Annotated in this window: 23 protein-coding genes; 22 read left to right on the top strand and 1 reads right to left on the bottom strand. The window is 32.1% G+C overall.

Going from position 1 to position 23,822, the window contains the following annotated elements:
- The first annotated feature begins 7 nt into the window (after nt 1-7).
- The 11 genes from ykgO to ctlX all read left to right on the top strand — a co-directional run bounded on the left by ykgO (nt 8) and on the right by ctlX (nt 9,309).
- The gene (gene ykgO / locus AC1RRQ_RS20325) at nt 8-124 is read left to right on the top strand and encodes a type B 50S ribosomal protein L36 (protein ID WP_002987490.1); all 117 of its coding nucleotides are present in this window, start codon (nt 8-10) and stop codon (nt 122-124) included.
- A 2-nt stretch (nt 125-126) separates the two neighbouring features.
- On the top strand, nt 127-501 hold the full coding sequence (gene rpsM / locus AC1RRQ_RS20320; protein WP_012022478.1) for a 30S ribosomal protein S13: 375 nt from the start codon (nt 127-129) through the stop codon (nt 499-501).
- Between the two features lie 8 nt (nt 502-509).
- The gene (gene rpsK, locus AC1RRQ_RS20315; RefSeq protein WP_012022477.1) at nt 510-893 is read left to right on the top strand and encodes a 30S ribosomal protein S11; all 384 of its coding nucleotides are present in this window, start codon (nt 510-512) and stop codon (nt 891-893) included.
- Between the two features lie 89 nt (nt 894-982).
- The gene (gene rpsD, locus AC1RRQ_RS20310) at nt 983-1,588 is read left to right on the top strand and encodes a 30S ribosomal protein S4 (RefSeq protein ID WP_029272055.1); all 606 of its coding nucleotides are present in this window, start codon (nt 983-985) and stop codon (nt 1,586-1,588) included.
- A 21-nt stretch (nt 1,589-1,609) separates the two neighbouring features.
- On the top strand, nt 1,610-2,602 hold the full coding sequence (locus AC1RRQ_RS20305) for a DNA-directed RNA polymerase subunit alpha (protein ID WP_008464329.1): 993 nt from the start codon (nt 1,610-1,612) through the stop codon (nt 2,600-2,602).
- Nucleotides 2,603-2,664: 62 nt separating this feature from the next.
- Nucleotides 2,665-3,153: a 50S ribosomal protein L17 gene (rplQ, locus tag AC1RRQ_RS20300; RefSeq protein ID WP_017495007.1), complete on the top strand. Its 489-nt coding sequence runs from the start codon at nt 2,665-2,667 to the stop codon at nt 3,151-3,153.
- A gap of 241 nt (nt 3,154-3,394) precedes the next feature.
- A complete protein-coding gene (gene carA, locus AC1RRQ_RS20295; protein ID WP_035650443.1) occupies nt 3,395-4,513 on the top strand; it encodes a glutamine-hydrolyzing carbamoyl-phosphate synthase small subunit in 1,119 nt (372 codons plus the stop codon).
- Between the two features lie 102 nt (nt 4,514-4,615).
- Nucleotides 4,616-5,908: a phosphopyruvate hydratase gene (gene eno / locus AC1RRQ_RS20290; protein WP_053470835.1), complete on the top strand. Its 1,293-nt coding sequence runs from the start codon at nt 4,616-4,618 to the stop codon at nt 5,906-5,908.
- 153 nt (nt 5,909-6,061) lie between these two features.
- Nucleotides 6,062-7,339 carry a citrate synthase gene (locus AC1RRQ_RS20285; protein ID WP_493024820.1) on the top strand — a complete coding sequence of 426 codons (1,278 nt, stop codon included), beginning with the start codon at nt 6,062-6,064 and terminating at the stop codon, nt 7,337-7,339.
- Between the two features lie 63 nt (nt 7,340-7,402).
- Nucleotides 7,403-8,317 (top strand): dimethylarginine dimethylaminohydrolase family protein, encoded by a 915-nt coding sequence (locus tag AC1RRQ_RS20280; protein ID WP_493024819.1) that lies wholly within the window; start codon nt 7,403-7,405, stop codon nt 8,315-8,317.
- A gap of 56 nt (nt 8,318-8,373) precedes the next feature.
- Entirely contained in the window at nt 8,374-9,309 is a 936-nt protein-coding gene (gene ctlX, locus AC1RRQ_RS20275; RefSeq protein WP_493024818.1) for a citrulline utilization hydrolase CtlX, read from the top strand.
- Nucleotides 9,310-9,380: 71 nt separating this feature from the next.
- Here ctlX and AC1RRQ_RS20270 read toward each other — a convergent pair whose 3' ends face one another.
- Complete coding sequence (locus AC1RRQ_RS20270; RefSeq protein ID WP_493024817.1) at nt 9,381-10,007, bottom strand: MarC family NAAT transporter; 627 nt, start codon at nt 10,005-10,007, stop codon at nt 9,381-9,383.
- A 153-nt stretch (nt 10,008-10,160) separates the two neighbouring features.
- On the opposite strand from AC1RRQ_RS20270, the gene AC1RRQ_RS20265 reads away from it, so the two are divergent.
- The 11 genes from AC1RRQ_RS20265 (at nt 10,161) to AC1RRQ_RS20215 (ending at nt 23,818) form a co-directional block, all read left to right on the top strand.
- Nucleotides 10,161-10,526, top strand: a complete 366-nt coding sequence (locus tag AC1RRQ_RS20265) for a CoA-binding protein (protein WP_493024816.1) — start codon at nt 10,161-10,163, stop codon at nt 10,524-10,526.
- Between the two features lie 177 nt (nt 10,527-10,703).
- Nucleotides 10,704-11,324, top strand: a complete 621-nt coding sequence (gene recR, locus AC1RRQ_RS20260; RefSeq protein ID WP_493024815.1) for a recombination mediator RecR — start codon at nt 10,704-10,706, stop codon at nt 11,322-11,324.
- Nucleotides 11,325-11,396: 72 nt separating this feature from the next.
- Nucleotides 11,397-12,188 (top strand): polysaccharide biosynthesis/export family protein, encoded by a 792-nt coding sequence (locus AC1RRQ_RS20255; RefSeq protein WP_493024814.1) that lies wholly within the window; start codon nt 11,397-11,399, stop codon nt 12,186-12,188.
- Nucleotides 12,189-12,203: 15 nt separating this feature from the next.
- Nucleotides 12,204-14,654, top strand: coding sequence for a polysaccharide biosynthesis tyrosine autokinase (locus AC1RRQ_RS20250; RefSeq protein WP_493024813.1), 2,451 nt, complete (start codon nt 12,204-12,206; stop codon nt 14,652-14,654).
- Between the two features lie 10 nt (nt 14,655-14,664).
- Nucleotides 14,665-15,648, top strand: coding sequence for an SDR family oxidoreductase (locus tag AC1RRQ_RS20245; protein ID WP_493024812.1), 984 nt, complete (start codon nt 14,665-14,667; stop codon nt 15,646-15,648).
- A 22-nt stretch (nt 15,649-15,670) separates the two neighbouring features.
- The gene (locus tag AC1RRQ_RS20240) at nt 15,671-17,062 is read left to right on the top strand and encodes a UDP-glucose 6-dehydrogenase (RefSeq protein WP_493024811.1); all 1,392 of its coding nucleotides are present in this window, start codon (nt 15,671-15,673) and stop codon (nt 17,060-17,062) included.
- Nucleotides 17,063-17,156: 94 nt separating this feature from the next.
- Nucleotides 17,157-17,621: a UpxY family transcription antiterminator gene (locus AC1RRQ_RS20235; protein WP_493024810.1), complete on the top strand. Its 465-nt coding sequence runs from the start codon at nt 17,157-17,159 to the stop codon at nt 17,619-17,621.
- Between the two features lie 292 nt (nt 17,622-17,913).
- Nucleotides 17,914-19,203, top strand: coding sequence for a nucleotide sugar dehydrogenase (locus tag AC1RRQ_RS20230; RefSeq protein WP_493024809.1), 1,290 nt, complete (start codon nt 17,914-17,916; stop codon nt 19,201-19,203).
- Between the two features lie 33 nt (nt 19,204-19,236).
- Nucleotides 19,237-20,244: a mannose-1-phosphate guanylyltransferase gene (locus tag AC1RRQ_RS20225; RefSeq protein WP_493024808.1), complete on the top strand. Its 1,008-nt coding sequence runs from the start codon at nt 19,237-19,239 to the stop codon at nt 20,242-20,244.
- Between the two features lie 11 nt (nt 20,245-20,255).
- Nucleotides 20,256-21,302: a dTDP-glucose 4,6-dehydratase gene (gene rfbB, locus AC1RRQ_RS20220; RefSeq protein ID WP_493024807.1), complete on the top strand. Its 1,047-nt coding sequence runs from the start codon at nt 20,256-20,258 to the stop codon at nt 21,300-21,302.
- 47 nt (nt 21,303-21,349) lie between these two features.
- Nucleotides 21,350-23,818: an SLBB domain-containing protein gene (locus AC1RRQ_RS20215; protein ID WP_493024806.1), complete on the top strand. Its 2,469-nt coding sequence runs from the start codon at nt 21,350-21,352 to the stop codon at nt 23,816-23,818.
- Nucleotides 23,819-23,822: the final 4 nt, after the last annotated feature.

Here is a 23,822-nt window from a genome sequence, read left to right as displayed (position 1 = left end):
ATTCACTATGAAAGTTAGAGCATCAGTAAAAAAGAGAAGTGCCGAGTGCATTATCGTGCGTAGAAAAGGAAGATTGTACGTGATAAACAAAAAGAATCCTAGATTTAAACAAAGACAAGGATAATTATGGCAAGAATAGCAGGGGTAGATATCCCAAAAAACAAGAGAGGTGTTATAGCACTTACCTACATCTTCGGATTAGGAAAAAGTAGAGCGATTGAGATTTTAGAGAAAGCTCAAGTTAGCCAAGATAAAAAAGTTCAAGATTGGAATGATGATGAGATCGGAGCGATTCGTGATGCTGTTTCATTTTACAAAATTGAAGGAGAGTTACGTTCTGAAGTTTCTTTAAACATCAAACGTTTAATGGATATTGGTTGTTATAGAGGTATTCGTCATAGATCTGGTCTTCCATTAAGAGGTCAAAGAACTAAAAACAACTCTAGAACTAGAAAAGGAAAAAGAAAAACTGTTGCTAACAAGAAAAAAGCAACTAAATAATAAGTAATATGGCTAAAGCAACTGCAAAAAAACGTAAAGTTATCGTTGAATCAACGGGTGAAGCTCATATTTCTTCGACTTTCAACAATATTATCATTTCTTTGACAAATAAGAAAGGTGAAGTTATTGCTTGGTCTTCAGCTGGTAAAATGGGTTTCAGAGGTTCTAAAAAGAACACTCCGTACGCAGCTCAAATGGCAGCAGAAGATTGTAGTAAAGTAGCTCTTGAGGCAGGACTTAAAAAAGTAAAAGTTTATGTAAAAGGACCAGGAAACGGACGTGAGTCTGCTATCCGTTCTATTCATAACGGTGGAATTGAAGTTACTGAGATTATCGATGTTACTCCAATGCCTCACAACGGATGTCGTCCTCCAAAAAGACGTAGAGTTTAATACTCAAAAATTATAGTATAACCTAGATTGAAAATAGATTATCGAAGGATAAGACCTGAATTCATAATCTCAATCTTAAACAATTCAAAATGGCAAGATATACTGGTCCTAGTACAAGAATCGCTCGTAAATTTGGCGAAGCAATCTTCGGAGATGATAAATCTTTCGAAAAAAGAAATTACCCACCTGGACAACACGGGATGGCTAAAAAAAGAGGAAAAAAATCTGAGTACGCTGTTCAGTTAATGGAAAAGCAAAAAGCTAAATATTCTTACGGAATTTTAGAAAAACAATTCAGAAATTTATTCGAAAAAGCATCAGCTACTAAAGGAGTTACTGGTGAAGTTTTATTACAATTATGTGAAGCAAGATTAGATAATGTTGTTTTTAGAATGGGGATCGCTCCATCTAGAAGAGGTGCTCGTCAAATAGTATCTCACAGACACATTACTGTTAATGGTGAAGTTGTTAATATTCCTTCTTACCACCTTAAACCTGGTGATAAAGTTGCAGTTCGTGAAAAATCTAAATCTTTAGAAGCTATCGAACGTTCTTTATCAAATTCAAGTCATGTTTATGAATGGATTACTTGGAACAATGATCTTAAAGAAGGAACTTTCGTTTCTGTACCTGCAAGACTTCAAATTCCAGAAAACATTAAAGAGCAATTAATCGTAGAGTTGTACAACAAATAATAATTGACTTAGTCGAAATTTATGGCAATATTTAATTTTCAAAAGCCCGATAAAGTTATCATGATCGATTCAACCGATTTTGAAGGTAAATTCGAATTTAGACCTTTAGAACCTGGTTATGGATTGACAGTTGGTAATGCACTTAGAAGAGTTTTGCTTTCAGCATTAGAAGGTTATGCAATTACATCTGTTCGTATCGAAGGTGTAGATCATGAGTTTTCTACTATTTCAGGTGTTGTTGAAGATGTTACCGAAATTATCCTTAATCTAAAACAAGTACGTTTCAAACGTCAAATCGAAGATATCGATAATGAATCAGTTACTATTTCTGTTTCTGGTAAAGATCAATTAACAGCAGGTGATTTTCAAAAATTTATCTCAGGTTTTCAAGTTTTGAATCCAGACCTTGTTATCTGTAATTTAGATTCTAAAATCAAATTGAACTTCGATTTAACAATCGAAAAAGGTAGAGGATACGTTCCTGCTGAAGAGAACAAAAAACAGAATGCTGCAATTGGAACAATTTTTACAGATTCTATTTTTACTCCGGTAAAAAATGTAAAATATGCAATCGAAAATTTCCGTGTAGAGCAAAAAACAGATTACGAAAAATTAGTTTTTGAAATTAAAACTGATGGATCTATTAATCCAAAAGATGCTCTTACTGAAGCTGCTAAAGTTTTAATTCACCATTTCATGTTGTTTTCTGATGAAAGAATTACACTTGAGGCTGACGAAATTGCACAAACAGAATCGTATGATGAAGAGTCATTGCATATGAGACAATTGCTTAAAACTAAGCTTGTTGATATGGATTTATCTGTGAGAGCATTAAATTGCTTGAAAGCGGCTGAAGTTGATACACTTGGTGATTTAGTATCGTTCAATAAAAATGACCTAATGAAATTCCGTAACTTCGGTAAAAAATCTTTAACTGAACTTGATGAACTTGTTGCAGTTAAAAATTTAACTTTCGGAATGGATTTAGCTAAATACAAATTAGATAAAGAATAATTTACTTCATATTTTGCTCTCCATAGTGGATTGTAGCAAGATGAAGATAAAAAAAACACGTCATGAGACACGGAAAAAAATTCAACCACTTAAGCAGACAGACTGGACATAGAAAAGCTATGTTAGCTAATATGGCTTGTTCTCTTATTGAGCACAAACGTATTAACACAACTGTTGCTAAAGCTAAAGCGCTTAAACAATTCGTTGAGCCTTTAATCACTAAATCAAAAGAAGATACGACTCACAATCGTCGTATTGTTTTTGCATACCTACGTAGCAAATATGCTGTAACTGACTTGTTCAGAGATGTGGCTGCTAAAGTTGGAGACCGTCCAGGTGGATACACTCGTATCATTAAAGTTGGAAATCGTTTGGGAGATAACGCTGATATGGCGATGATCGAACTTGTAGATTTCAATGAACTTTACAATGGAGGTAAAAAAGAAGTTAAAAAAGCAAAAAGCCGTCGTGGTGGTAAAGCTAAAAAAGCTGAAGGTACTCCTGAAGCTCCTGCTGCTGAATCAGAAACGACTACTGAAGCTTCTGAATAATTATGAAAGTAATGATTCTATAGAAATCAAGGATAAGCTAATTTTTAGTTTATCCTTTTTTTTTGATTTTTTTTAAAGAGTAAAATTTAACTTATTTAGACGCCTTGGTTTTATTTTTATGAATGAAATTTTTAAAAAATCTTGGCAGCACTCTTTTAAAGAAGTAAATTTGCAAAATATCTAATTACAAATGAAACATCAAAAGTTTCATAAGACGATTAAAAACAATACAAATTAAAGAATGAAATACACAACACGACAAAGCGCCATTTTATTACTTAGCGATGGAACTATTTTTCATGGTAAATCTATCGGGATCAGCGGTAAAACTTTTGGTGAAGTTTGTTTTAATACTGGAATGACCGGATATCAGGAGATTTTTACAGATCCTTCTTATTTTGGTCAAATTATGGTTGCGACTAATCCGCATATTGGTAATTATGGTGTTAATGATTTAGAAGTTGAATCAGACAGCATTAAAATTGCAGGTTTGGTTTGTAAAAACTTTAGCTTTAATTATTCAAGAGAAGGTGCTTCTGGGAGTTTAGAAGATTACTTTACTAAGCAAAATTTAATTTGTATTTCGGATGTTGATACAAGAGCTCTTGTAAGTTACATACGTGACAATGGGGCAATGAATGCTGTAATTTGCACAGACGGTACTTCGATTGAAGATTTGAAAAAGGAATTGGCAGATGTTCCAAATATGGAAGGTCTAGAACTTGCTTCTAAAGTATCTACAACTGAACCGTATTTTGTTGGAGATGAAAATGCAACGTATAAAATTTCGGCACTTGACCTTGGAATTAAAAAGAATATTTTAAGAAATCTTGCTAAGAGAGATTGCTACATTAAAGTTTTTCCATACAATTCAACTTATGAAGATTTAAATTCGTTCAATCCAGATGGGTTTTTCTTGTCAAATGGACCTGGAGATCCAGATCCTTTATTTGGTGCGATAGAAGTAGCAAAGAAAATTCTTGCTGAGGATAGACCTTTATTCGGAATCTGTTTAGGACATCAAGTAATTGGCCTTGCGAATGGTATTGAAACTTATAAGATGTTTAATGGACACCGAGGGATTAATCACCCTGTTAAAAACATTCTTACTGGTAAAGGTGAGATCACTTCTCAAAATCATGGATTTGCAGTTAAGAAAGAGCAATTAGAAAATCACCCAGAGTTGGAGATTACACATGTTCATTTAAATGATGGTACTGTTGCCGGAATGAGAATGAAAAATAAGAATTGTTTTTCAGTGCAATATCACCCAGAAGCAAGTCCGGGACCACACGATTCGTCTTATTTATTTGATCAATTTGTTGAGAATATAAAACTAGCTACCTCTAAAACGATGTAGTTAATAAATAAAGGTGTTTAATAAGGAAAATACGTTTTTAATATTGAATATTTTTATAATTTCGGAAAAAAATATCTTATCTATTAATAAAAAACAAAAATAATGAGTATTATAATTAAAGTTCACGCAAGACAAATTCTGGATTCCAGAGGAAATCCAACTATTGAGGTTGATGTAGTAACTGAGAACGGAGTTTTAGGTAGAGCTGCGGTTCCATCTGGAGCATCAACTGGAGAACACGAAGCTGTTGAATTACGTGACGGAGGTAAGGCTTATCTTGGAAAAGGAGTTTTAAATGCAGTGAACAATGTAAATACTGTTATTGCTGAAGAATTAGTTGGAACTTCTGTTTTTGAACAAAACACTATCGACCAATTAATGATTGATTTAGATGGAACTCCAAATAAATCTAAATTAGGAGCTAATGCTATTTTAGGAGTTTCTTTAGCTGCTGCAAAAGCTGCTGCTAACGAACTAGGATTACCTTTATACAGATATGTTGGTGGAGTTTCTGCTAATACATTACCTGTTCCAATGATGAACATCATTAATGGAGGTTCTCACTCTGATGCGCCTATCGCATTCCAAGAGTTTATGATTTTCCCTGTAAAAGCAACTTCGTTTACTCACGCAATGCAAATGGGAACTGAAATTTTCCACAGCTTGAAAAAAGTTTTACACGATAGAGGTTTAAGTACAGCTGTTGGTGATGAAGGTGGTTTTGCTCCAAACTTAGCTGGTGGTACTGAAGATGCTTTAGATACTATCAAATTAGCGGTTGAAAAAGCTGGTTATACTTTTGGTGACGAAATTATGATTGCTCTTGACTGTGCTGCTTCTGAATTTTATGTAAATGGTAAATACGATTATACTAAATTTGAAGGTGAAACTGGAAAAATCAGAACATCTGAGGAACAAGCTGATTATTTAGCTGAACTTGCTGCTAAATATCCAATTATCTCTATCGAAGATGGTATGTACGAAGATGACTGGGATGGATGGAAGTACTTAACTGAAAAAATTGGAAACAAAGTACAATTAGTTGGTGATGATTTATTTGTTACTAATGTTGCACGTTTATCTACAGGTATTGAAAAAGGAATCGCTAATTCAATTCTTGTAAAAGTAAACCAAATTGGTACTTTAACAGAAACTATTGCTGCAGTAAATATGGCTAAAAATGCTGGTTATACTTCAGTAATGTCTCACCGTTCTGGAGAAACAGAAGATAACACAATTGCTGACTTAGCAGTTGCTTTAAACTGTGGACAAATTAAAACAGGTTCTGCTTCTCGTTCTGATCGTATGGCAAAATACAATCAATTATTAAGAATTGAAGAGGAATTAGGAAGTACAGCTTATTTTCCTGGTTTAAATGCTTTTAAGATTAAATAATCATAAGAGTTATATTAAGATAAACCATTCGTTTTCTAACGAATGGTTTTTTTTTGGACTTTTAACAAATTCATAGCAGTATTCTTTTTTTAATTAGTCTTAAATTCATTAGATTTGGTAAATTATTATTTAAAGAATTATTTCCAATATATTATGTCAAAAATAGCTACATTAGAAATAGATGGTAAAAAGATTGAACTTCCGGTAATCACAGGGAGCGAAAACGAATCAGCTATCGATATTAACAAATTACGTGATTTAACTGGTTTTATTACAATTGATCCAGGTTATAAAAATTCAGGGTCTTGTACAAGTGAAATCACTTTCCTAGATGGAGAAGAAGGAATTTTACGTTACAGAGGATATTCAATCGAAGATTTAGCAGAAAAAGCTAGTTTCTTGGAAGTTTCATATCTTTTGATTTTTGGAGAATTGCCAACTGCAGCGCAATTAGAAGATTTTGAAAATAATATTAGAAAACATTCTTTGGTAAACGAAGAGATGAAAAATATTATTGACGGTTTTCCAAAAACAGCTCACCCAATGGGCGTATTGTCAGCTTTGACAAGTGCTTTGACAGCATTTAATCCAAAAGCGGTTAATGTTGATAATGAAAAAGAAATGTATGAAGCTATTTGTAAAACAATGGCAAAGTTTCTTGTGATTGCGACTTGGACTTATAGAAAATCTATGGGTTATCCGTTAAACTACTACGATAACACAAAAGGATATGTTGAGAGCTTTATGCAGTTAATGTTTAAATTGCCAACAGGTCCTTACGCAGCAAATCCGGTTATTGTTAATGCTTTAGATAAATTATTTATTCTTCATGCTGATCACGAACAAAACTGTTCTACTTCGACAGTAAGAATGGTAGGTTCTTCTCATGCTGGTTTATTTGCTTCAGTTTCTGCAGGAGTTTCTGCTCTTTGGGGACCGCTTCATGGTGGTGCAAACCAGGCAGTACTTGAAATGTTAGAAGAAATTAATAAAGACGGTGGAGATACTGAAAAGTTCTTAGCAAAAGCGAAAGATAAAAATGATCCTTTCCGTTTAATGGGATTCGGACACAGAGTTTACAAAAACTTCGATCCAAGAGCCAAAATCATCAAAAAAGCTGCAACTGAAGTATTAGAGACTTTAGGTGTAGAAGATCCGATTTTAGATATTGCAAGAAAATTAGAAAAGGCAGCTCTTGAAGATGAGTACTTCAAATCAAGAAACTTATATCCAAACGTTGATTTCTACTCTGGAATTATTTACAGAGCATTAGGGATTCCAACAGATATGTTTACTGTAATGTTCGCAATTGGAAGACTTCCGGGTTGGATCGCACAATGGAAAGAAATGCGCGAAAACAAAGAACCAATTGGAAGACCAAGACAAATTTATACTGGACATCCTTTAAGAGAGTTCAAGTCTAACAAATAAAAAAACTAAAGCTTTACTTAACTGTAAAGCTTTTTTTATCTTTGCTCAAAATATAATAAAGTTATGTTGCAATTAAATATAAAGAACGAAACGTCAAGATTGCGTGCTGTAGTTTTGGGTTCAGCCGTTCATAATGGGCCAACTCCTTCATTAGATGAAGCCTATGATCCTAAGTCATTGGAACATATTAAGGCAGGAACATATCCTATCGAAAAAGATATGGTTGCAGAAATGGATGCTTTTAATGCTGTTTTTCAAAAGTATGATGTAACGGTTTATCGTCCGGAATTGATTGAGAGCTATAATCAAATCTTTGCCCGAGATATCGGATTCGTAATTGATGATGTTTTTGTAAAATCGAATATTTTACCTGATCGCGAACGCGAGTTAGATGCAATTCAGTACATAATTGATCAAATAGATCCTCTAAAAGTAGTTCGTCCGCCAGAAGAAGTTCATATTGAAGGCGGCGATGTTATGCTTTGGAATGACCATATTTTTATTGGAACCTATAAAGGAAGTGATTATAAAGATTATATAACAGCCAGAACAAATATGCATGGTGTTAATTTTATTAAAGAACTATTCCCAAATAAAATTGTAAAAGAGTTTGATTTGGTTAAATCCAAATTAGAAGCTCGCGATAATGCATTGCATTTAGATTGTTGTTTTCAACCTGTTGGAAAAGACAAAGGAATCATCTATAAAAGAGGTTTCCGCGAAGAAGCAGATTATTTGTATTTGGTAAATCTTTTTGGGAAAGAAAATCTGTTTCATATTGAAAGAGAGGAAATGTACAATATGTTTTCTAATGTATTTTCGATAGATAAAGATGTTGTTGTTTCTGAGAAAAACTTCACGAGATTAAACAACTGGCTTCGTGCAAAAGGTTTTACTGTAGAAGAAATTCCGTATGCCGAAATTGCAAAACAAGAAGGTTTGTTGAGATGTTCAACATTGCCTTTAATTAGAGATTAAAAAAGATTCTGTAGAGACGCATTGCAGTGCGTCTTTTATGATAAAAAATATATAAAATGAAACAAACAACAAACGCAATTGTAATGATCCGGCCTGTTGCTTTCAGAATGAATGAACAGACTGCTGTAAATAATTATTACCAAAAAGTATTAGACGGCTTATTGCCAAGTACAGTTAATGCTAAGGCACAACAAGAATTTGATGCTTTTGTTGAAAAACTTAGAGCTGTTGGCGTTGATGTAACTGTAATCGAAGATATTTTAGAAACAGATACTCCAGACAGTATTTTTCCAAACAATTGGGTTTCTTTTCACGAAAATGGAGATGTAGCTCTTTATCCAATGTTTGCCGAAAATCGTCGTCAAGAACGTCGCGAAGATATTTTGGATACTTTGGAGGAAAAAGGTTTTGAGATTTCTAATATAATGGATTATACATCTGCAGAAGATGATGGTTATTTTTTAGAAGGAACAGGAAGTTTGCTTTTAGATCGTGCTAATTCAAAAGCATATTGCGCTTTGTCACCACGTGCTGATGAAGAACTTTTTATTGAATTTTGTGAAGATTTCGATTATGCTCCAGTAATTTTTGAAGCATTTCAAACTGTTAACGGAGAGCGTAAGCTAATATATCATACGAATGTTATGATGTGTCTGGGAGAAACTTTTGCAGTTATTTGCGCAGATTGTATCGATGATAAAAAAGAACGTAAAATGGTTCTCGATAATTTAAAAGATGATAAAAAAGAAATTATCTTAATTACTGAGGACCAAGTAAATAATTTTGCAGGTAATATGTTAGAAGTTAGAGGAACAAACGATAAAAAATATATCGTTATGAGTGCATCGGCTCATCAAAGTTTAACTCCAAAACAAATCGAGCAATTAGAAAAACATGCCGAAATTTTAAGTTCAAGCTTAGATACTATTGAAGCTTGTGGAGGCGGAAGCGCTAGATGCATGATGGCTGAAGTATTTTTGCCAAGAAATTAAAACTTATTTTAATATAAAAAAAGGGGATAGAATTCAAGTTCTGTCCCCTTTTTGTTTTTTGTAAAAATGAATTAAAAATTCCCTTTGATGATATTTACAATAGAACTTACTATATATTGAATTCCAATAGAGATTACAATGAAACCTACAATTCTGGAAATTGCAACAATTCCTGACGCTCCTAAAATTCGTGCTAAATAATGTGCGCTTTTTAGAATGACATAAATGGCAACAGCAATTGCTAAAATAGCGAGACAGGAAAAAAGAATTTCTTCCATTTCATGATGTTCCTGATAAAAAGCAATTAATAAAGAAATAGAACCAGGGCCTGCAAGCATTGGTATAGCTAATGGGGTTAAGGCTATATCGTTTCTTTGCTGCACTTCGCTTTCTATTTTTTTATTAATTCCTCGTTTTTTATTGAATTTACCAGAAAGCAATGAAAAGCCAGAATTTACGATTACAATTCCGCCGGCAATTCTTAACGCATCAATACTTATTCCAAAAAAAGTCAAAACATATTGGCCAATGAAATAGGAAACCAATAAAATAATACCAACATTTATGGCTGTCCATAAAGAAATTCTTGAACGTTCTTTTTGAGAGTCATGCTGTGTTAATCCAACAAATATTGGAACAGTTCCAATTGGATTTAGTACTGAAAAAAGTGCTGCAAATAGATAAATAAAAAGATCCATACAATATTGGTTTATGTAGTAAAAATAGTTATTTTTTAATATCTGCAAGTATATTAATACTAGGATATTGTTTTTTTACAGTCAATATTCTAAATCAATAAGATAAGCTAAGCTCATCCTTTTTGACTACTTTTGTGGAATAATTTAAAAATGATGAAAAATAAAAAGACTTTACTTCTTGGTGCTACCACAAAACCAGATCGTTACGCTTATAGAGCAATAAATGCATTAACTGAAAAAGGGCATACTGTTCTTGCTATTGGACAAAATACTGGAGAAGTAGCCGGGGTAAAAATTCACACAAAAGCTGTTCCGGTTAAAAATATCGATACTGTAACTTTATATTTAAATCCTTCTCGTCAAAGAGATTATTACAATTACATTGTTGAGGCACAGCCAAAAAGAGTGATTTTTAATCCAGGAACAGAAAATCCAGAATTATATCAACTATTAGAACTAAATAATATAGAGGTAGAAGTTGCTTGTACTTTGGTTTTATTGGCTACAAATCAGTATTAATTCTAAAGTTTCATGTAATGAGTTTTTATGATTTCCCAGATCGAGTAAAAATTATAAAACGATTTCGTTTGTATCTGGTTTAGAAAGAATTAAAAAAATAACGATTTGTTACTGTAAAGTGTTGATTTTAGATGTGTCAACGCTAGTGATACCATTAAAAATATTACTTTTGCCGTCATGGAATTTTCATCAAAATTAATAGAAAAAGCAGTCAACGAAATGTCGCAATTGCCTGGTATTGGTAAGCGTACAGCATTGCGTTTGGTTCTTCATTTGTTAAAACAGCCAAAAGAACAAACGGGTTTTTTATCGCAGGCGCTGTTGAAGATGCGTGAAGATATTAAGTTTTGTGAAAATTGCCATAACATTTCAGATACCAAAGTTTGTGAAATCTGTGCAAATCCAGTTAGGAACCATCAAACTATTTGTGTTGTCGAAGATATTCGCGATGTGATGGCTATTGAAAATACAGGACAATATAAAGGGATTTATCATGTTTTAGGAGGAAAGATTTCTCCAATAGAAGGGGTTGGTCCAAGTCAGTTAAATATTTTTAGTTTAGTTGAAAAAGTGAAGTCAGGAAAAGTTGTCGAGATTATTTTTGCTTTGAGCTCAACAATGGAAGGAGATACAACCAATTTTTATATTTATAAACAAATTGCCGAATCAGAAATAATAATTTCGACCATTGCAAGAGGAATATCAGTTGGAGATGAATTAGAATACGCTGACGAAATTACACTCGGAAGAAGTATTCTGCATAGGGTTCCATTCGAAAAAACTTTCAAAAATAATTAACTAAAATCAAATAAAAACATAGATTTTCTGGATACTAAAGGAAAAGCTATATTTGCGCTAAAATTTTCATAAATGACAAAAAACAGCTTTTTTATATTATTGCTGATCAGCATATTTTTTACATCTTGTATTCCTGTAAAAGATCTTACTTATCTGCAGGATAAAAATTCTTCAAGTGAACAGACTAACATTGCGGTGGTAGAATCTAAACCATATAGACTTCAGGTAAATGATGTGATAAGTATTAATATAAAAGCAATCGACCCCAAACTGGTTTCTATCTTTAATACAACGGAAAGCAATACAACTACAGGAAGAACAGAATCAACTTTATATTTTGACGGATTTACAGTTGACGATCATGGAAATATAAGAATGCCAATTTTAGGAGAAATTAATGTTATTGGCTATACTCTTGAAGAAGTTAGAGTTAATATTGAAAAAAAATTACTTGAAGAACATTTTAAAAGTGAAGCTAATATTTTTGTTACGGTGAAATTAGCTGGTTTTAGATATACGATAAATGGGGAAGTTGGAAATACCGGCACAAAAACATTATTTCAAGAACGTGTTAATATAATGGAGGCGATTGCGAATTCTGGTGACATTACAACAGTTGGTAATAGAAAAGCAGTTACAGTTATTCGTCAGACACCTACCGGAGTTCAAATGCACGATCTTGATCTTACTGATGTTAATGTTATGAAGTCTCCTTATTATAATCTTCAGCCAAATGATTATATATATGTTAAGCCATTAAAGCAAAAAACTTGGGGAACCGGACAGACAGGTTTACAATCTATAGGGACTATTATAACTTTGTTGTCATTGGCAACAACAGTTTATTTGATAATCAAAAATTAAAACTCTAATCAAAAGATGTTAGATATAAAAGATTTTTCCATTTTCGAAAATCATTCAAATTTTGATTTTAAAGGTTTTTTGCTGAAGATTTTAAGTTATTGGAAATGGTTTTTGGCCAGTTTAATAATTGCCTTTACAATTGCATATCAGGTAAATATTCGAAAAGAAAAAATTTACGGAATGCAAACCATGATTTCTATTAAAGAAGAAAGCAATCCTTTTTTTACATCTAATACAAGTTTGGTGTTTAATTGGGGAGGAATTTCAGATCAGGTTAACGGAATTTCAACAATCTTGCAGTCAAGATCTCACAATGAATTAGTTGTTAATAAATTACAATATTATATTGACTATTTAGAACAAGGAAAATATAATTTAATCGACTCGTATGGAGCTGTTCCTTTTTATGTTGATATTGATAGAACAAAAGGGCAGCTTGCAAATACTTTAATCAAGATTAAGTTTTTGAGTGAAAATGAATATCAAATTGAAATTCCTTTTGAAAGTAATTCTGTTTCAATAATAACTTATTCAACTAATGCATATAGTAACACTTCTGTACAGCCTGTAACTTTTGCAAAAAAGTATAAAGTAGGTGAGCAGGTTTCTCTACCGTTTCTTAATTGGAAATTGCAAATTAATGACAACCCTGGTTTTTATAAAGGGAAAGAGTATTTTGTGAAATTTAACGATTTTGATGGAACTGTTGCCCGCTATCGAGGAATAAGTGTTGATGGAGATAAAAATGCAGGTTCGCTGTTAACCTTGAGTATGCAGGGAACTAACAAAGCCCGAATGGTTGAATACTTGAACTCAACTGTAAAAATGTTGATTAAAATTCAGTTGGATGGTAAAAATCAGTTTGCGACTAATACCATAAGATTTATTGATAGCACTCTTGTTGCAATGGAGTCTCAATTAAAACAAACGGGTAATGAATTAAAAACTTTTAGAAAAGATAAAAATATATTTGAGATAGAAGATGGCGGAGCAAAATTCTCAGATAAAATCATGGACTTCGATGTTGAAAAAGATTTAGTTACAAGAAAAATTGCCTACTATAATTCTTTAAAAACATATTTAAATAACAGTGTAGATTATTCAAGACTTCCTGCGCCTTCTGTTGCTGGTATAGAAGATCCTAATATTGTAACAAATGTTTCAAAACTTATTGCTTTATCTACACAAAGGTCAGAAATGGCTTATGCAGTAAAAAGTGATAAGATTTTCAAGGATTTTGATAATCAGATGCAAGCTGTAAAAAGTGTTTTGTTGGAAAATATTGCATCCGCGAAAGCTTCTTTGTTATATGATTTATCATTAGTGAATTCTAAAATTGGTCAGGCCGAAAGCACGGTAAAAAGACTTCCTGAAGAACAGCAGGAGTTGTTGAAGATTAAAAGAAAATATGATTTAAGTGATAATATTTATACTGAATTTCTTCAAAAAAGAAATGAAGCCGAGATTGTAAAAGCTTCTAATTTATCAGATATTCATTTTATTGATTCTGCAAAAGATATTGGCGGAGGATTAATTGGACCCAAAACTTCGGCAAATTATGTGTTGGCTTTGTTTTTAGGAATTTTAATTCCGCTGATGTTTGTTTTTGCGATTTTCTTTATAAATAATTCAATTCAAAATACGGACGATATTAATAAACTGACCGATATACCAATAATTGGTGTTGTGGGAGTTAATAAAGATTCGGTAAGTCTGGCAGTGTTTGATAAACCAAAATCAGCACTTTCAGAAGCCTTTAGAGGTATTCGTTCATCGTTGCAGTTTTTATACAAAAGACAGCAATTAAACGGTTCGAAAACCTTAATGATAACATCTTCTATAAGTGGTGAAGGAAAAACTTTTTGTTCTATAAATATTGCAACAGTTTTTGCTTTAAGCGAGAAAAAAACAGTAATCGTTGGTTTAGATTTAAGAAAACCTCGTTTAGCAGATGAATTTTGTTTGACTAATAGTCAATTGGGTGTTGTGAATTATTTGATTAGGCAAAATACCTTGGCTGAAATTACAAATTCAACCCAAATAGCAAATCTGGATGTTATACTTTCGGGGCCTATTCCTCCAAATCCATCTGAACTTATTTTGAGTGATGCCATGACGGAATTGATAGAGGAACTAAAACAAAAGTATGATTATATTATTTTGGATACACCTCCGGTTGGTTTAGTTTCAGATGCTTTAGAATTAGTTCAATATGCTGATGTTACACTTTATATCGTGAGACAGAATTATACTAAAAAAGATATGATCACGTTGCTGAATAATAGAATCAAAAGAGGAGAATTAAGTAATGCAAGCATTGTTTTTAATGGTTTCGAAAATAAAGCAAAATACGGTTCTACTTATGGATATGGTTACGGATATGGTGCGTATTCAAATGGGTATCATGAAGAAGAAGAAAAGAAGGGGATTATGAAAATGATTTCTAATTTATTTAGAAAAAAATAATTTACAGAAAATGGAAACTTCAATTCAAAATACAATATTAATTACTGGAGGAGCAGGATTTATTGGTTCGAATTTATCGGAATATTTTTTAGGATTAGGACATAAAGTGATTTGTTTAGATAACTTTTCTACAGGACATCGTCATAATTTGAAAGATTTTATTGAAAATCCTAATTTCAGATTAATTGAAGGAGATATTCGAAGCATTCAAGATTGTAATAATGCTGTTCAAGGAGTAGATTATGTTTTGCATCAAGCAGCCTTGGGATCAGTTCCAAGATCTATAAATGATCCAATAACGACAAACGAAGTAAATGTTTCAGGATTTTTAAATATGCTGGTTGCTTCTCGAGATGCAAAAGTAAAACGCTTTATTTATGCTGCGAGTTCATCTACCTATGGAGATTCTGAGGGATTGCCAAAAGTAGAAGAGGTGATTGGTAAACCTTTGTCGCCTTATGCAATTACAAAGTATGTAAATGAATTGTATGCTGAGATTTTTAGCAGAACCTACGGATTAGAAACTATTGGATTACGATATTTTAATGTTTTTGGAAGAAAACAAGATCCAGATGGCGCTTATGCAGCTGTTATTCCGAAATTTGTTAGACAATTAATGAATCTCGAAAGTCCTATAATTAATGGCGATGGAAATTATTCACGTGATTTTACATATATCGATAATGTAATTCAGATGAATGATTTGGCAATGACAACTGATAGTAAAGAGGCTGTTAATACGGTTTATAACACTGCTTTTGGAGATAGAAATACATTAAATGATTTAGTAAAGTATTTAAAAGAATACTTATCCGAGTTTAATCCGGAAATTGCAAAGGTAGAAGTTGTCTATGGCGAAAACAGAGCGGGGGATATTCCTCATTCATTAGCAAGTATAGAAAAAGCGAAAAAACTGTTGGAATATAATCCGAAATATTCGTTACAAGAAGGACTAAAAGAAGCGGTAAGCTGGTATTGGAATAATTTGAAATAAAAATAAGATAATAAGATAGTAAATGGAAATTACAAAAATTTGCTGCATTGGTGCTGGTTACGTTGGAGGTCCAACAATGGCAGTAATTGCTCAAAAATGTCCACATATTCAAGTTACGGTTGTAGACTTGAACGAACAAAGAATTAAAGATTGGAACGATCCAAATACTGATAATATTCCTATTTATGAGCCTGGACTTTCAGAAATTGTAGCAGAGGCAAGAGGAAGAAATTTATTTTTTTCAACAGAAGTTGAAAAAGCAATTGACGAAGCCCAAGTTATTTTTATATCGGTAAATACTCCAACCAAAACTTATGGTAAAGGAAAAGGGATGGCTGCTGATTTAAAATACATCGAATTATGTGCCAGACAAATTGCAAAAGTTGCAAAACAAAATAAAATTGTTGTGGAAAAATCTACTTTACCAGTTAGAACTGCCGAGGCAATTAAAAGTATATTAGACAATACAGGAAATGGAGTTCAGTTCCAAATTTTATCGAATCCTGAATTTTTGGCAGAAGGAACTGCAGTTACAGATTTATTAAATCCAGACCGAATCTTAATAGGGGGGGATTCCACTCCAGAAGGTGAAGCTGCAATTAATGCTTTGGTTGATGTTTATGCAAACTGGGTAAACAAAGATAAAATTCTAACAACAAATGTTTGGTCATCAGAGTTGTCGAAGTTAACTGCTAATGCATTTTTGGCGCAGCGTATTTCTTCAATTAATGCGATGTCTGAACTTTGCGAAAAAACTGGTGCTGACGTAAATGAAGTGGCAAGAGCAATTGGAATGGATAGCAGAATTGGACCAAAATTCTTAAAAGCTTCTGTTGGTTTTGGAGGTTCATGTTTTCAAAAAGACATTCTAAATTTAGTTTACATTGCAAAATCGTATGGATTAAATGAAGTTGCAGATTATTGGGAACAAGTTATTATTATGAATGATCATCAAAAAAGAAGATTTTCTAATAAAATTGTTCAGACATTATATAATACAGTAGCTGATAAAAAAATTACTTTCTTAGGCTGGGCATTCAAAAAAGATACCAACGACACCAGAGAGTCTGCAGCAATTTACGTGGCCGATGATTTAATTAACGAACAAGCAAAAATTTCTGTCTATGATCCGAAAGTTTCAAGAAATAAAATGCTGAGCGATTTAGATTATTTAGAAACAAGATCTGCGGAAGAAAATGCTAAAGCACTTACGATATTCGATAATGCGTATGAAGCTTGTAAAGGATCTCATGCAGTAGCAGTTTTAACAGAATGGGATGAGTTTACTACTTATGATTGGCAAAAGATTTATCAGTCAATGCATAAACCTGCTTTTATTTTCGATGGTAGAAATATTTTGAATGCAAAAGAATTGCAGTCAATTGGATTTGTTTACAACGGAATAGGTTCGTAATTCGGGCAGTTGAAAGAAGATAAAATTTAAATATGAAAATGAATAGATTGCAAAGGGCGATTAAAAAGTTTTATTTTCAAGATAAGCAAAAATTATGAATTGGTATGTAGTTTATACAAAACCGAAATGGGAAAAAAAAGTAGCTGAAAAACTCACTCAAATAGGAATTGAGTGCTATTGTCCATTAATTACTCAAATTAAAGAATGGTCTGATAGAAAGAAAAAAGTTGAAGTGCCACTTTTTAACTCCTATGTTTTTGTGCAGTTACCAGATTCAGATCGAAATTCGGTGTTTGAGATTGCAGGTGTTGTGCGATATTTGTTTTGGTTAGGGAAACCTGCAATTGTGAGAGATGAAGAAATAGCTAATATAAAGAACAGTCTAAGCGCTTCAAATATAGTAGACGTTTCGGTAACTCAAATTCAAGTAGGTGATAGAATAAAACTAGAAACAGGAGCATTTAGTAATCAAAATGCAATAGTGCAGGAGGTATCAAATACGCATTATATTTTAGTACTTGAATCATTAGGCTGTGTATTGAAAATAAAATATAAATAAATGCGTTTCTAAAAAGGAAACATATTAAATAGAAAGAGAGTTTAATCATTGTTTAATGCTTTATACTCTCTTTTTATTTGTAAATAAAATCTTTATTCGCTGATTAAGAGTTGTTTGTTTTTTTAAGGAAAATTTAATACGATTTCTTTTTTAGTAATACGGGAAACCGTATTGATTAAGTAATGTGAATATGTTATATTTGCCGAAAATGATTTTAAGGCATCTGAGGCAAAGGTTTGTGACTCAGAAGGGCGAAGCCGTGAGTTGTAATGAGTGAAATTATAAAAAAGTAATGAAATTGGAACAAAACATAAAAATAGCTGTTATTGGTTTAGGTTATGTTGGTTTGCCTTTAGCAAGATTATTCGCTACAAAATATCAAGTTGTTGGATTTGACATAAATGAAACAAGAGTTAAAAGCTTAAATTCGGGAATTGATTCAACTTTAGAAATTGATTCTGAGACTTTAAAAGCAGTGTTGGTTAATAATCAGAGTACTGAAATTGGCTTGTACTGCACAAATAAACTTGAAGAAATTGCAGACTGTAATTATTTCATAATAACAGTTCCAACTCCAGTTGATAAAAATAATCGCCCTGATTTAACGCCTTTATATAAATCCAGCGAATCAGTTGGTAAAATACTTAAAAAAGGTGATATCGTAATTTATGAATCAACGGTTTATCCTGGTGTTACGGAAGAACAATGTGTTCCGGTTCTGGAAAAAGTTTCGGGTTTAAAATTTAATGAAGATTTTTTTGCAGGATATTCACCCGAAAGAATAAATCCTGGAGATAAGGAACATACTGTAGAAAAAATTCTAAAAGTTACTTCTGGTTCCACCCCTGAAATAGGTTTAAAAGTAGATGCATTATACAAATCAGTTATAATTGCCGGCACACATTTAGCTCCATCAATAAAAGTAGCCGAGGCTGCAAAAGTAATTGAGAATTCTCAGCGAGACATCAATATTGCTTTTGTAAATGAATTAGCTAAGATTTTCAATTTAATGAATATCGATACGCAGGAGGTTTTAACTGCTGCTGCTACAAAATGGAATTTCCTCCCATTTAAGCCAGGTCTTGTAGGCGGACACTGCATAGGTGTAGATCCATATTATTTAGCACAAAGAGCACAGGAATTCGGATACCATCCCGAAATAATTCTGGCAGGAAGACGTCTGAATGACAGTATGGGAGAATATGTAGCTTCGCAAATCGTGAAGTTAATGATTAAAAAAGGGGTTTCAGTTAATGGAGCCACTTTATTAATGCTTGGAATTACATTTAAAGAGAACTGTCCGGACGTAAGAAACACTAAGATTGTTGATGTAATAAAAGCATTAAAAGAATACGGAATAGTAGTTACAATTTATGATCCTTTAGCCAATGTTGAAGAGGTTAAAAAAGAGTACAAACTAGAAACTATAAATTCTTTGCCAATAGAAAAATTTGATGCTATAGTTTTAGGAGTAGCACATAACGAATTTTTAAAATTAAATTTTTCAGAATTGCAAAAAGAAAATAGTTTGTTATATGATGTAAAAGGAGTTTTAGGTGCTGTGGCTGATAATAGGCTGTAGGATTTAAAAATCCTTTTTTTTATTTTAAATAAAATGGAAAATAATAATTCAATTATACATGTAATTTTAACAGGAGGTGTAGGAAGCAGGTTATGGCCTCTTTCTCGTAAAAGTCAGCCAAAACAATATTTAGAGATATTTGAAAATAAATCATTATTTGAAATGACCGTTGAACGTAATAGTCATTTAGCAGATAAAGTAATGGTGGTAGGGAACGTAGATAATCATCACTTGAGCGGAAAAGTGATGGATAAAACTAAAACTGCTTATTTAAATATTGTAGAAGCTACACCTAGAAATACCGCGGCAGCAATTGCATTTGCTGCCTTTGCATCTAATCCTGATGATATTTTAATTATAACTCCTTCAGATCATATTATTGATAAAATGGATGATTATAATAATGCTATCCAAGAAGCGGTTTTAAAAGCTAAAGAAGGTTATATCGTAACATTTGGAATTATCCCAACCAAACCTGAAACAGGATATGGCTATATTGAGTCAAAAGGTGATAAAGTAATATCATTTCGTGAAAAACCGAATGAAACTACTGCAAAAGAATTTATTGCGAGAGGTAACTTTTTATGGAACAGCGGTATGTTTTGTTTTAAAGCAGGCGTTCTTTTAGAAGAGTTAAAGCAGTTTCAGCCAGATGTTTATGAAAAATCTAAAGAAGTTTGGGAAGCATCGAAAGAGGGATTCTTAGATTTGGATTTATCAATGCAAATTCCTTCGATCAGTATTGATTATGCAGTAATGGAGCGAAGTAAAAAAATTAAAGTAGTTCCTGCTTCGTTTTCTTGGTCGGATTTAGGCTCTTTTGAATCTGTTTACGAGTATTTAGTTTCAAAAGGACATCCAATTGATGCAAATGGAAATATGGTAATAGGGTGTGATAGTCATACTACTTTTTTGGGACTAAAAAATACTATATTCGTACATACTGATACAGCCAATTTAATCTTACAAAAAGAAAATTCACAAGATGTAAAGGATATATATAATGAATTGGAAAAACAAAATTCGGATCTATTAAATTAATTGGAATTTAAATGAAAAAAATTTTAATAACTGGTGGTGCTGGTTTTATTGGTTCTCACGTAGTAAGACGTTTTGTTAATAAATATCCGGAATACCAAATCTATAATTTGGATGCTTTAACATATGCTGGAAATCTAGAAAATATAAAAGATATTGAAAATAAATCAAATTATACTTTTGTAAAAGGAGATATTGTAAATGAAGAATTTATAAACGAATTGTTTGTTAAGCATAATTTTGACAGCGTCCTTCATTTAGCTGCAGAATCACATGTGGATCGTTCTATTGAAGATCCTTTAGCATTTGTTAAAACAAATGTTATAGGAACAATGAACTTGTTAAATGCTGCAAAAAATCAATGGAAAGGAAATTTTGAAGCAAAGCGATTTTATCATATCAGTACAGATGAAGTTTATGGCTCATTAGGTGCAGAGGGGTTATTTACAGAGACAACGCCATACGATCCAAATTCTCCTTATTCTGCATCGAAAGCGAGTTCAGATCATTTTGTTAGAGCTTATGGAGAAACATACGGATTACCTTATGTTTTGACAAACTGTTCAAACAATTACGGATCCTATCATTTTCCTGAAAAATTAATTCCTCTGTTTATAAATAACATTATAAATAACAAACCTCTGCCTGTTTATGGCGATGGAAATTATACACGAGATTGGTTATTTGTAGAAGATCATGCGATCGCCATTGATTTAGTTTTTCATGAAGGTAAAAATCATGAAACTTATAATATTGGAGGTTTTAACGAATGGAAAAATATTGATTTAGTAAAGTTACTTTGTCAAATAATGGATCAGAAATTAGGAAGAGAAAATGGAGCTTCTCAAAATTTGATAACTTATGTTAAAGATAGACCTGGTCACGATTTACGATATGCAATTGATGCTTCAAAAATAAATAAAGAACTAGGATGGAAACCGTCTGTTACTTTTGAAGAAGGTTTAGAAAAAACAATAAATTGGTATCTTAATAATGAAGATTGGCTGCAAAATGTGACATCAGGATCTTATAAAGAATACTATCAAAAACAATATTTATAAAAACAATTTTAAATTAAACTTAATTTTTAAGATTAAATTAAATACACATGAAAAAAATAATATACGTTCTTATTCTGTTTTTTACTTTCTTAGTCTCTTTCAATGCACATGCGCAAGATATTCTTAAATCTAAAGATTTAAGTACAATAAAAGTAGATTATTTATCTGATGATGATTTAGCTAAAATAAGTGCTCAATTGAAAAGTAATAATGCTACTATTGAGCAAGTTGAGCCTATGGCTCTTTCGAAAGGAATGACCCAAACGGAATATAATAAGCTTAGAATTAAAATTAATGAATTTGAAAAGAAAAATTCTAAAGGAGATTCAAAAGACAATAAATCAAAATTAGTAACTAAGGATTCTGGAAGAAAACAAGAAGTAATCAAAAATGAAAAGGTTAAAGATTCTGTAAATGCCTTAATTTTCGGCTCAGAATTATTTGACAATCCTACACTAAATTTTGAACCAGATTTAAAGTTAGCAACACCAATGAACTATGTTTTAGGGCCTGGTGACGAATTACAGGTAAGTGTATATGGCGTTCAGGAATACAATGCCAGTATACCAGTTAGTGTTGAAGGTAAAATTACAATTGATTACGTTGGTCAAATTGCTGTATCAGGAATGTCAATTGAAGCAGCAACTCAAAAAATAAAAGCTGCTATTGCAAGAGTTTATAGTACTGTTCGCTCTGGACAGTCGCAAGTTAGTATTAGCTTAAGTCAAATTCGTACAATAAAAGTAACGATCGTTGGAGGTAAGCAACCTGGGAACTATTCTATTTCTTCTTTGGCAACAGTATATAATGCTCTGCATTTAGCAGGCGGGCCGGGTAAAAACGGAAGTTATAGAAATATTGAATTAATCCGTAATAATAAAGTTTATAGAAACATTGATATCTATAAATTTCTAGTTAAAGGAGATCAATCTGATAACGTTAGTTTAAAAGAAAATGATGTAATTAGAATTCCAGCTTATAGCCAAAGAGTAACAGTTGAAGGAGAAGTAAAACGCCCTGGAATTTTTGAAATGAAAAAAGGAGAAAAATTCTCTGATTTATTAAACTTTGCTTCAGGATTTAATGAATTTGCTTATACAGCTTCAGTAAATGTACTGCAAAAGACAGGAAAAGAATTTAAAGTACATGATATAAACGAAAGTGAATACAATACTTATCAACCACAATCAGGGGATGTTTTTAGAATCACAAAAATTTTAAATCGATTCGAAAATAGAATTAAAATTGAAGGTGCTGTTTTTAGACCTGATTACTATTCTTATAGTGAAGGAATGCGTATTTCGGATCTTGTTACAAGAGCAGAGGGATTAAAAGAAGATGCTTATACAAAAAGAGCAAGAATAATTCGATTAAAAACAAATTTAACTACAGAAATTGTAAATGTAGATTTAAGTGCAGCATTATCAGGAGACTTAAGCGCTGATATAGAATTAAAAAGAGAAGATATTGTAACAGTTTATTCTATTTTAGATTTTAGAGAAGAATATAAAGTGACAATTGATGGAGAAGTTAAAAATCCTGGCGAGTATGAGTATTTTGAAAATTTAACTTTGAATGATTTAGTTGTACAAGTTGGTGGTTTAACTGGCTCAGCTTCTAAAAGAGTTGAGATTGCCAGAATGGTCAAGTCAGATGAAATTGATGATGCTAACCCAAAACGAATAGAATTAGTTGAACTTGAAATTACGGCGGACAATAATGAACAAATTAAAAATTTTGTTCTAAAACCATTCGATGTTGTTAATATTCGCAGAATGGCAGTTTATGAAAAACCTGAGATGGTTAAAGTAAGTGGGGCAGTTACCTATCCAGGTAAATATGTTTTAGCAAATAAAAAAGAAACTGTTTATAATGTCGTAATGAGAGCTGGTGGACTTACATCTATTGCTAATTTAGATGGTATGAAGATAAAGAGGCCAATTAAAGAAGAACAGATTGAACAATTAGAAAGTATTAATCTAAATCTTGAGAAAAAGCAAATTAGTGAAGACGGGAAAGAATTAGATGTAAAAAATAAGGATACCCTAAGTTCTAAATTATCTAAAAAGTTAAGAGATGAATTAAAATTTGCTACAATTCCAGTTAATTGGGAGAAAATTGTAAAAGACAAAAATCATTATTCAAATGTTACATTATTTCCGGGAGATGAGATTGAAGTGGCAGTATACAATGAAGGAGTAAAAGTTACAGGTAATGTTTTGTTAACTTCTGAGATTCCATATAGAAGCGGGAAAGGATTTAAATATTATATAAATTCTGTGGGAGGTGTTGATAATAAAGGGTGGAAAAGAAAAGCTTATATAATTTATCCAAATGGTAAGGCTGCTGTAACAGGATCTTTTTTGTTTTTTAGATCTTATCCAAAAGTAGAGCCTGATTCTCAAATTGTTGTTCCAGAAAAACCAGATAGGAAAAAGATGAGCACGGGAGAATGGGTTGGTATTGGTAGTGTAATTTCTAGTTTAGCATTGTTAATTGTTACAGCGTTTAAATAAATAT

The organism is Flavobacterium sp. GW821-FHT12A05 (genome assembly GCF_058807735.1).
This window is presented reverse-complemented; position numbering and strand designations above follow the sequence as displayed.

Coding starts and splice junctions, on each gene's coding strand:
- eno (WP_053470835.1), top strand. CDS start 4,616: ATGAGTATTATAATTAAAGTTCACGCAAGACAAATTCTGGATTCCAGA.
- AC1RRQ_RS20250 (WP_493024813.1), top strand. CDS start 12,204: ATGTTAGATATAAAAGATTTTTCCATTTTCGAAAATCATTCAAATTTT.
- ctlX (WP_493024818.1), top strand. CDS start 8,374: ATGAAACAAACAACAAACGCAATTGTAATGATCCGGCCTGTTGCTTTC.
- AC1RRQ_RS20255 (WP_493024814.1), top strand. CDS start 11,397: ATGACAAAAAACAGCTTTTTTATATTATTGCTGATCAGCATATTTTTT.
- carA (WP_035650443.1), top strand. CDS start 3,395: ATGAAATACACAACACGACAAAGCGCCATTTTATTACTTAGCGATGGA.
- AC1RRQ_RS20215 (WP_493024806.1), top strand. CDS start 21,350: ATGAAAAAAATAATATACGTTCTTATTCTGTTTTTTACTTTCTTAGTC.
- AC1RRQ_RS20280 (WP_493024819.1), top strand. CDS start 7,403: ATGTTGCAATTAAATATAAAGAACGAAACGTCAAGATTGCGTGCTGTA.
- AC1RRQ_RS20230 (WP_493024809.1), top strand. CDS start 17,914: ATGAAATTGGAACAAAACATAAAAATAGCTGTTATTGGTTTAGGTTAT.
- rpsM (WP_012022478.1), top strand. CDS start 127: ATGGCAAGAATAGCAGGGGTAGATATCCCAAAAAACAAGAGAGGTGTT.
- AC1RRQ_RS20265 (WP_493024816.1), top strand. CDS start 10,161: ATGAAAAATAAAAAGACTTTACTTCTTGGTGCTACCACAAAACCAGAT.
- AC1RRQ_RS20225 (WP_493024808.1), top strand. CDS start 19,237: ATGGAAAATAATAATTCAATTATACATGTAATTTTAACAGGAGGTGTA.
- AC1RRQ_RS20305 (WP_008464329.1), top strand. CDS start 1,610: ATGGCAATATTTAATTTTCAAAAGCCCGATAAAGTTATCATGATCGAT.
- rpsD (WP_029272055.1), top strand. CDS start 983: ATGGCAAGATATACTGGTCCTAGTACAAGAATCGCTCGTAAATTTGGC.
- rpsK (WP_012022477.1), top strand. CDS start 510: ATGGCTAAAGCAACTGCAAAAAAACGTAAAGTTATCGTTGAATCAACG.
- AC1RRQ_RS20270 (WP_493024817.1), bottom strand. CDS start 10,007: ATGGATCTTTTTATTTATCTATTTGCAGCACTTTTTTCAGTACTAAAT.
- AC1RRQ_RS20245 (WP_493024812.1), top strand. CDS start 14,665: ATGGAAACTTCAATTCAAAATACAATATTAATTACTGGAGGAGCAGGA.
- AC1RRQ_RS20235 (WP_493024810.1), top strand. CDS start 17,157: ATGAATTGGTATGTAGTTTATACAAAACCGAAATGGGAAAAAAAAGTA.
- rplQ (WP_017495007.1), top strand. CDS start 2,665: ATGAGACACGGAAAAAAATTCAACCACTTAAGCAGACAGACTGGACAT.
- AC1RRQ_RS20285 (WP_493024820.1), top strand. CDS start 6,062: ATGTCAAAAATAGCTACATTAGAAATAGATGGTAAAAAGATTGAACTT.
- AC1RRQ_RS20240 (WP_493024811.1), top strand. CDS start 15,671: ATGGAAATTACAAAAATTTGCTGCATTGGTGCTGGTTACGTTGGAGGT.
- rfbB (WP_493024807.1), top strand. CDS start 20,256: ATGAAAAAAATTTTAATAACTGGTGGTGCTGGTTTTATTGGTTCTCAC.
- ykgO (WP_002987490.1), top strand. CDS start 8: ATGAAAGTTAGAGCATCAGTAAAAAAGAGAAGTGCCGAGTGCATTATC.
- recR (WP_493024815.1), top strand. CDS start 10,704: ATGGAATTTTCATCAAAATTAATAGAAAAAGCAGTCAACGAAATGTCG.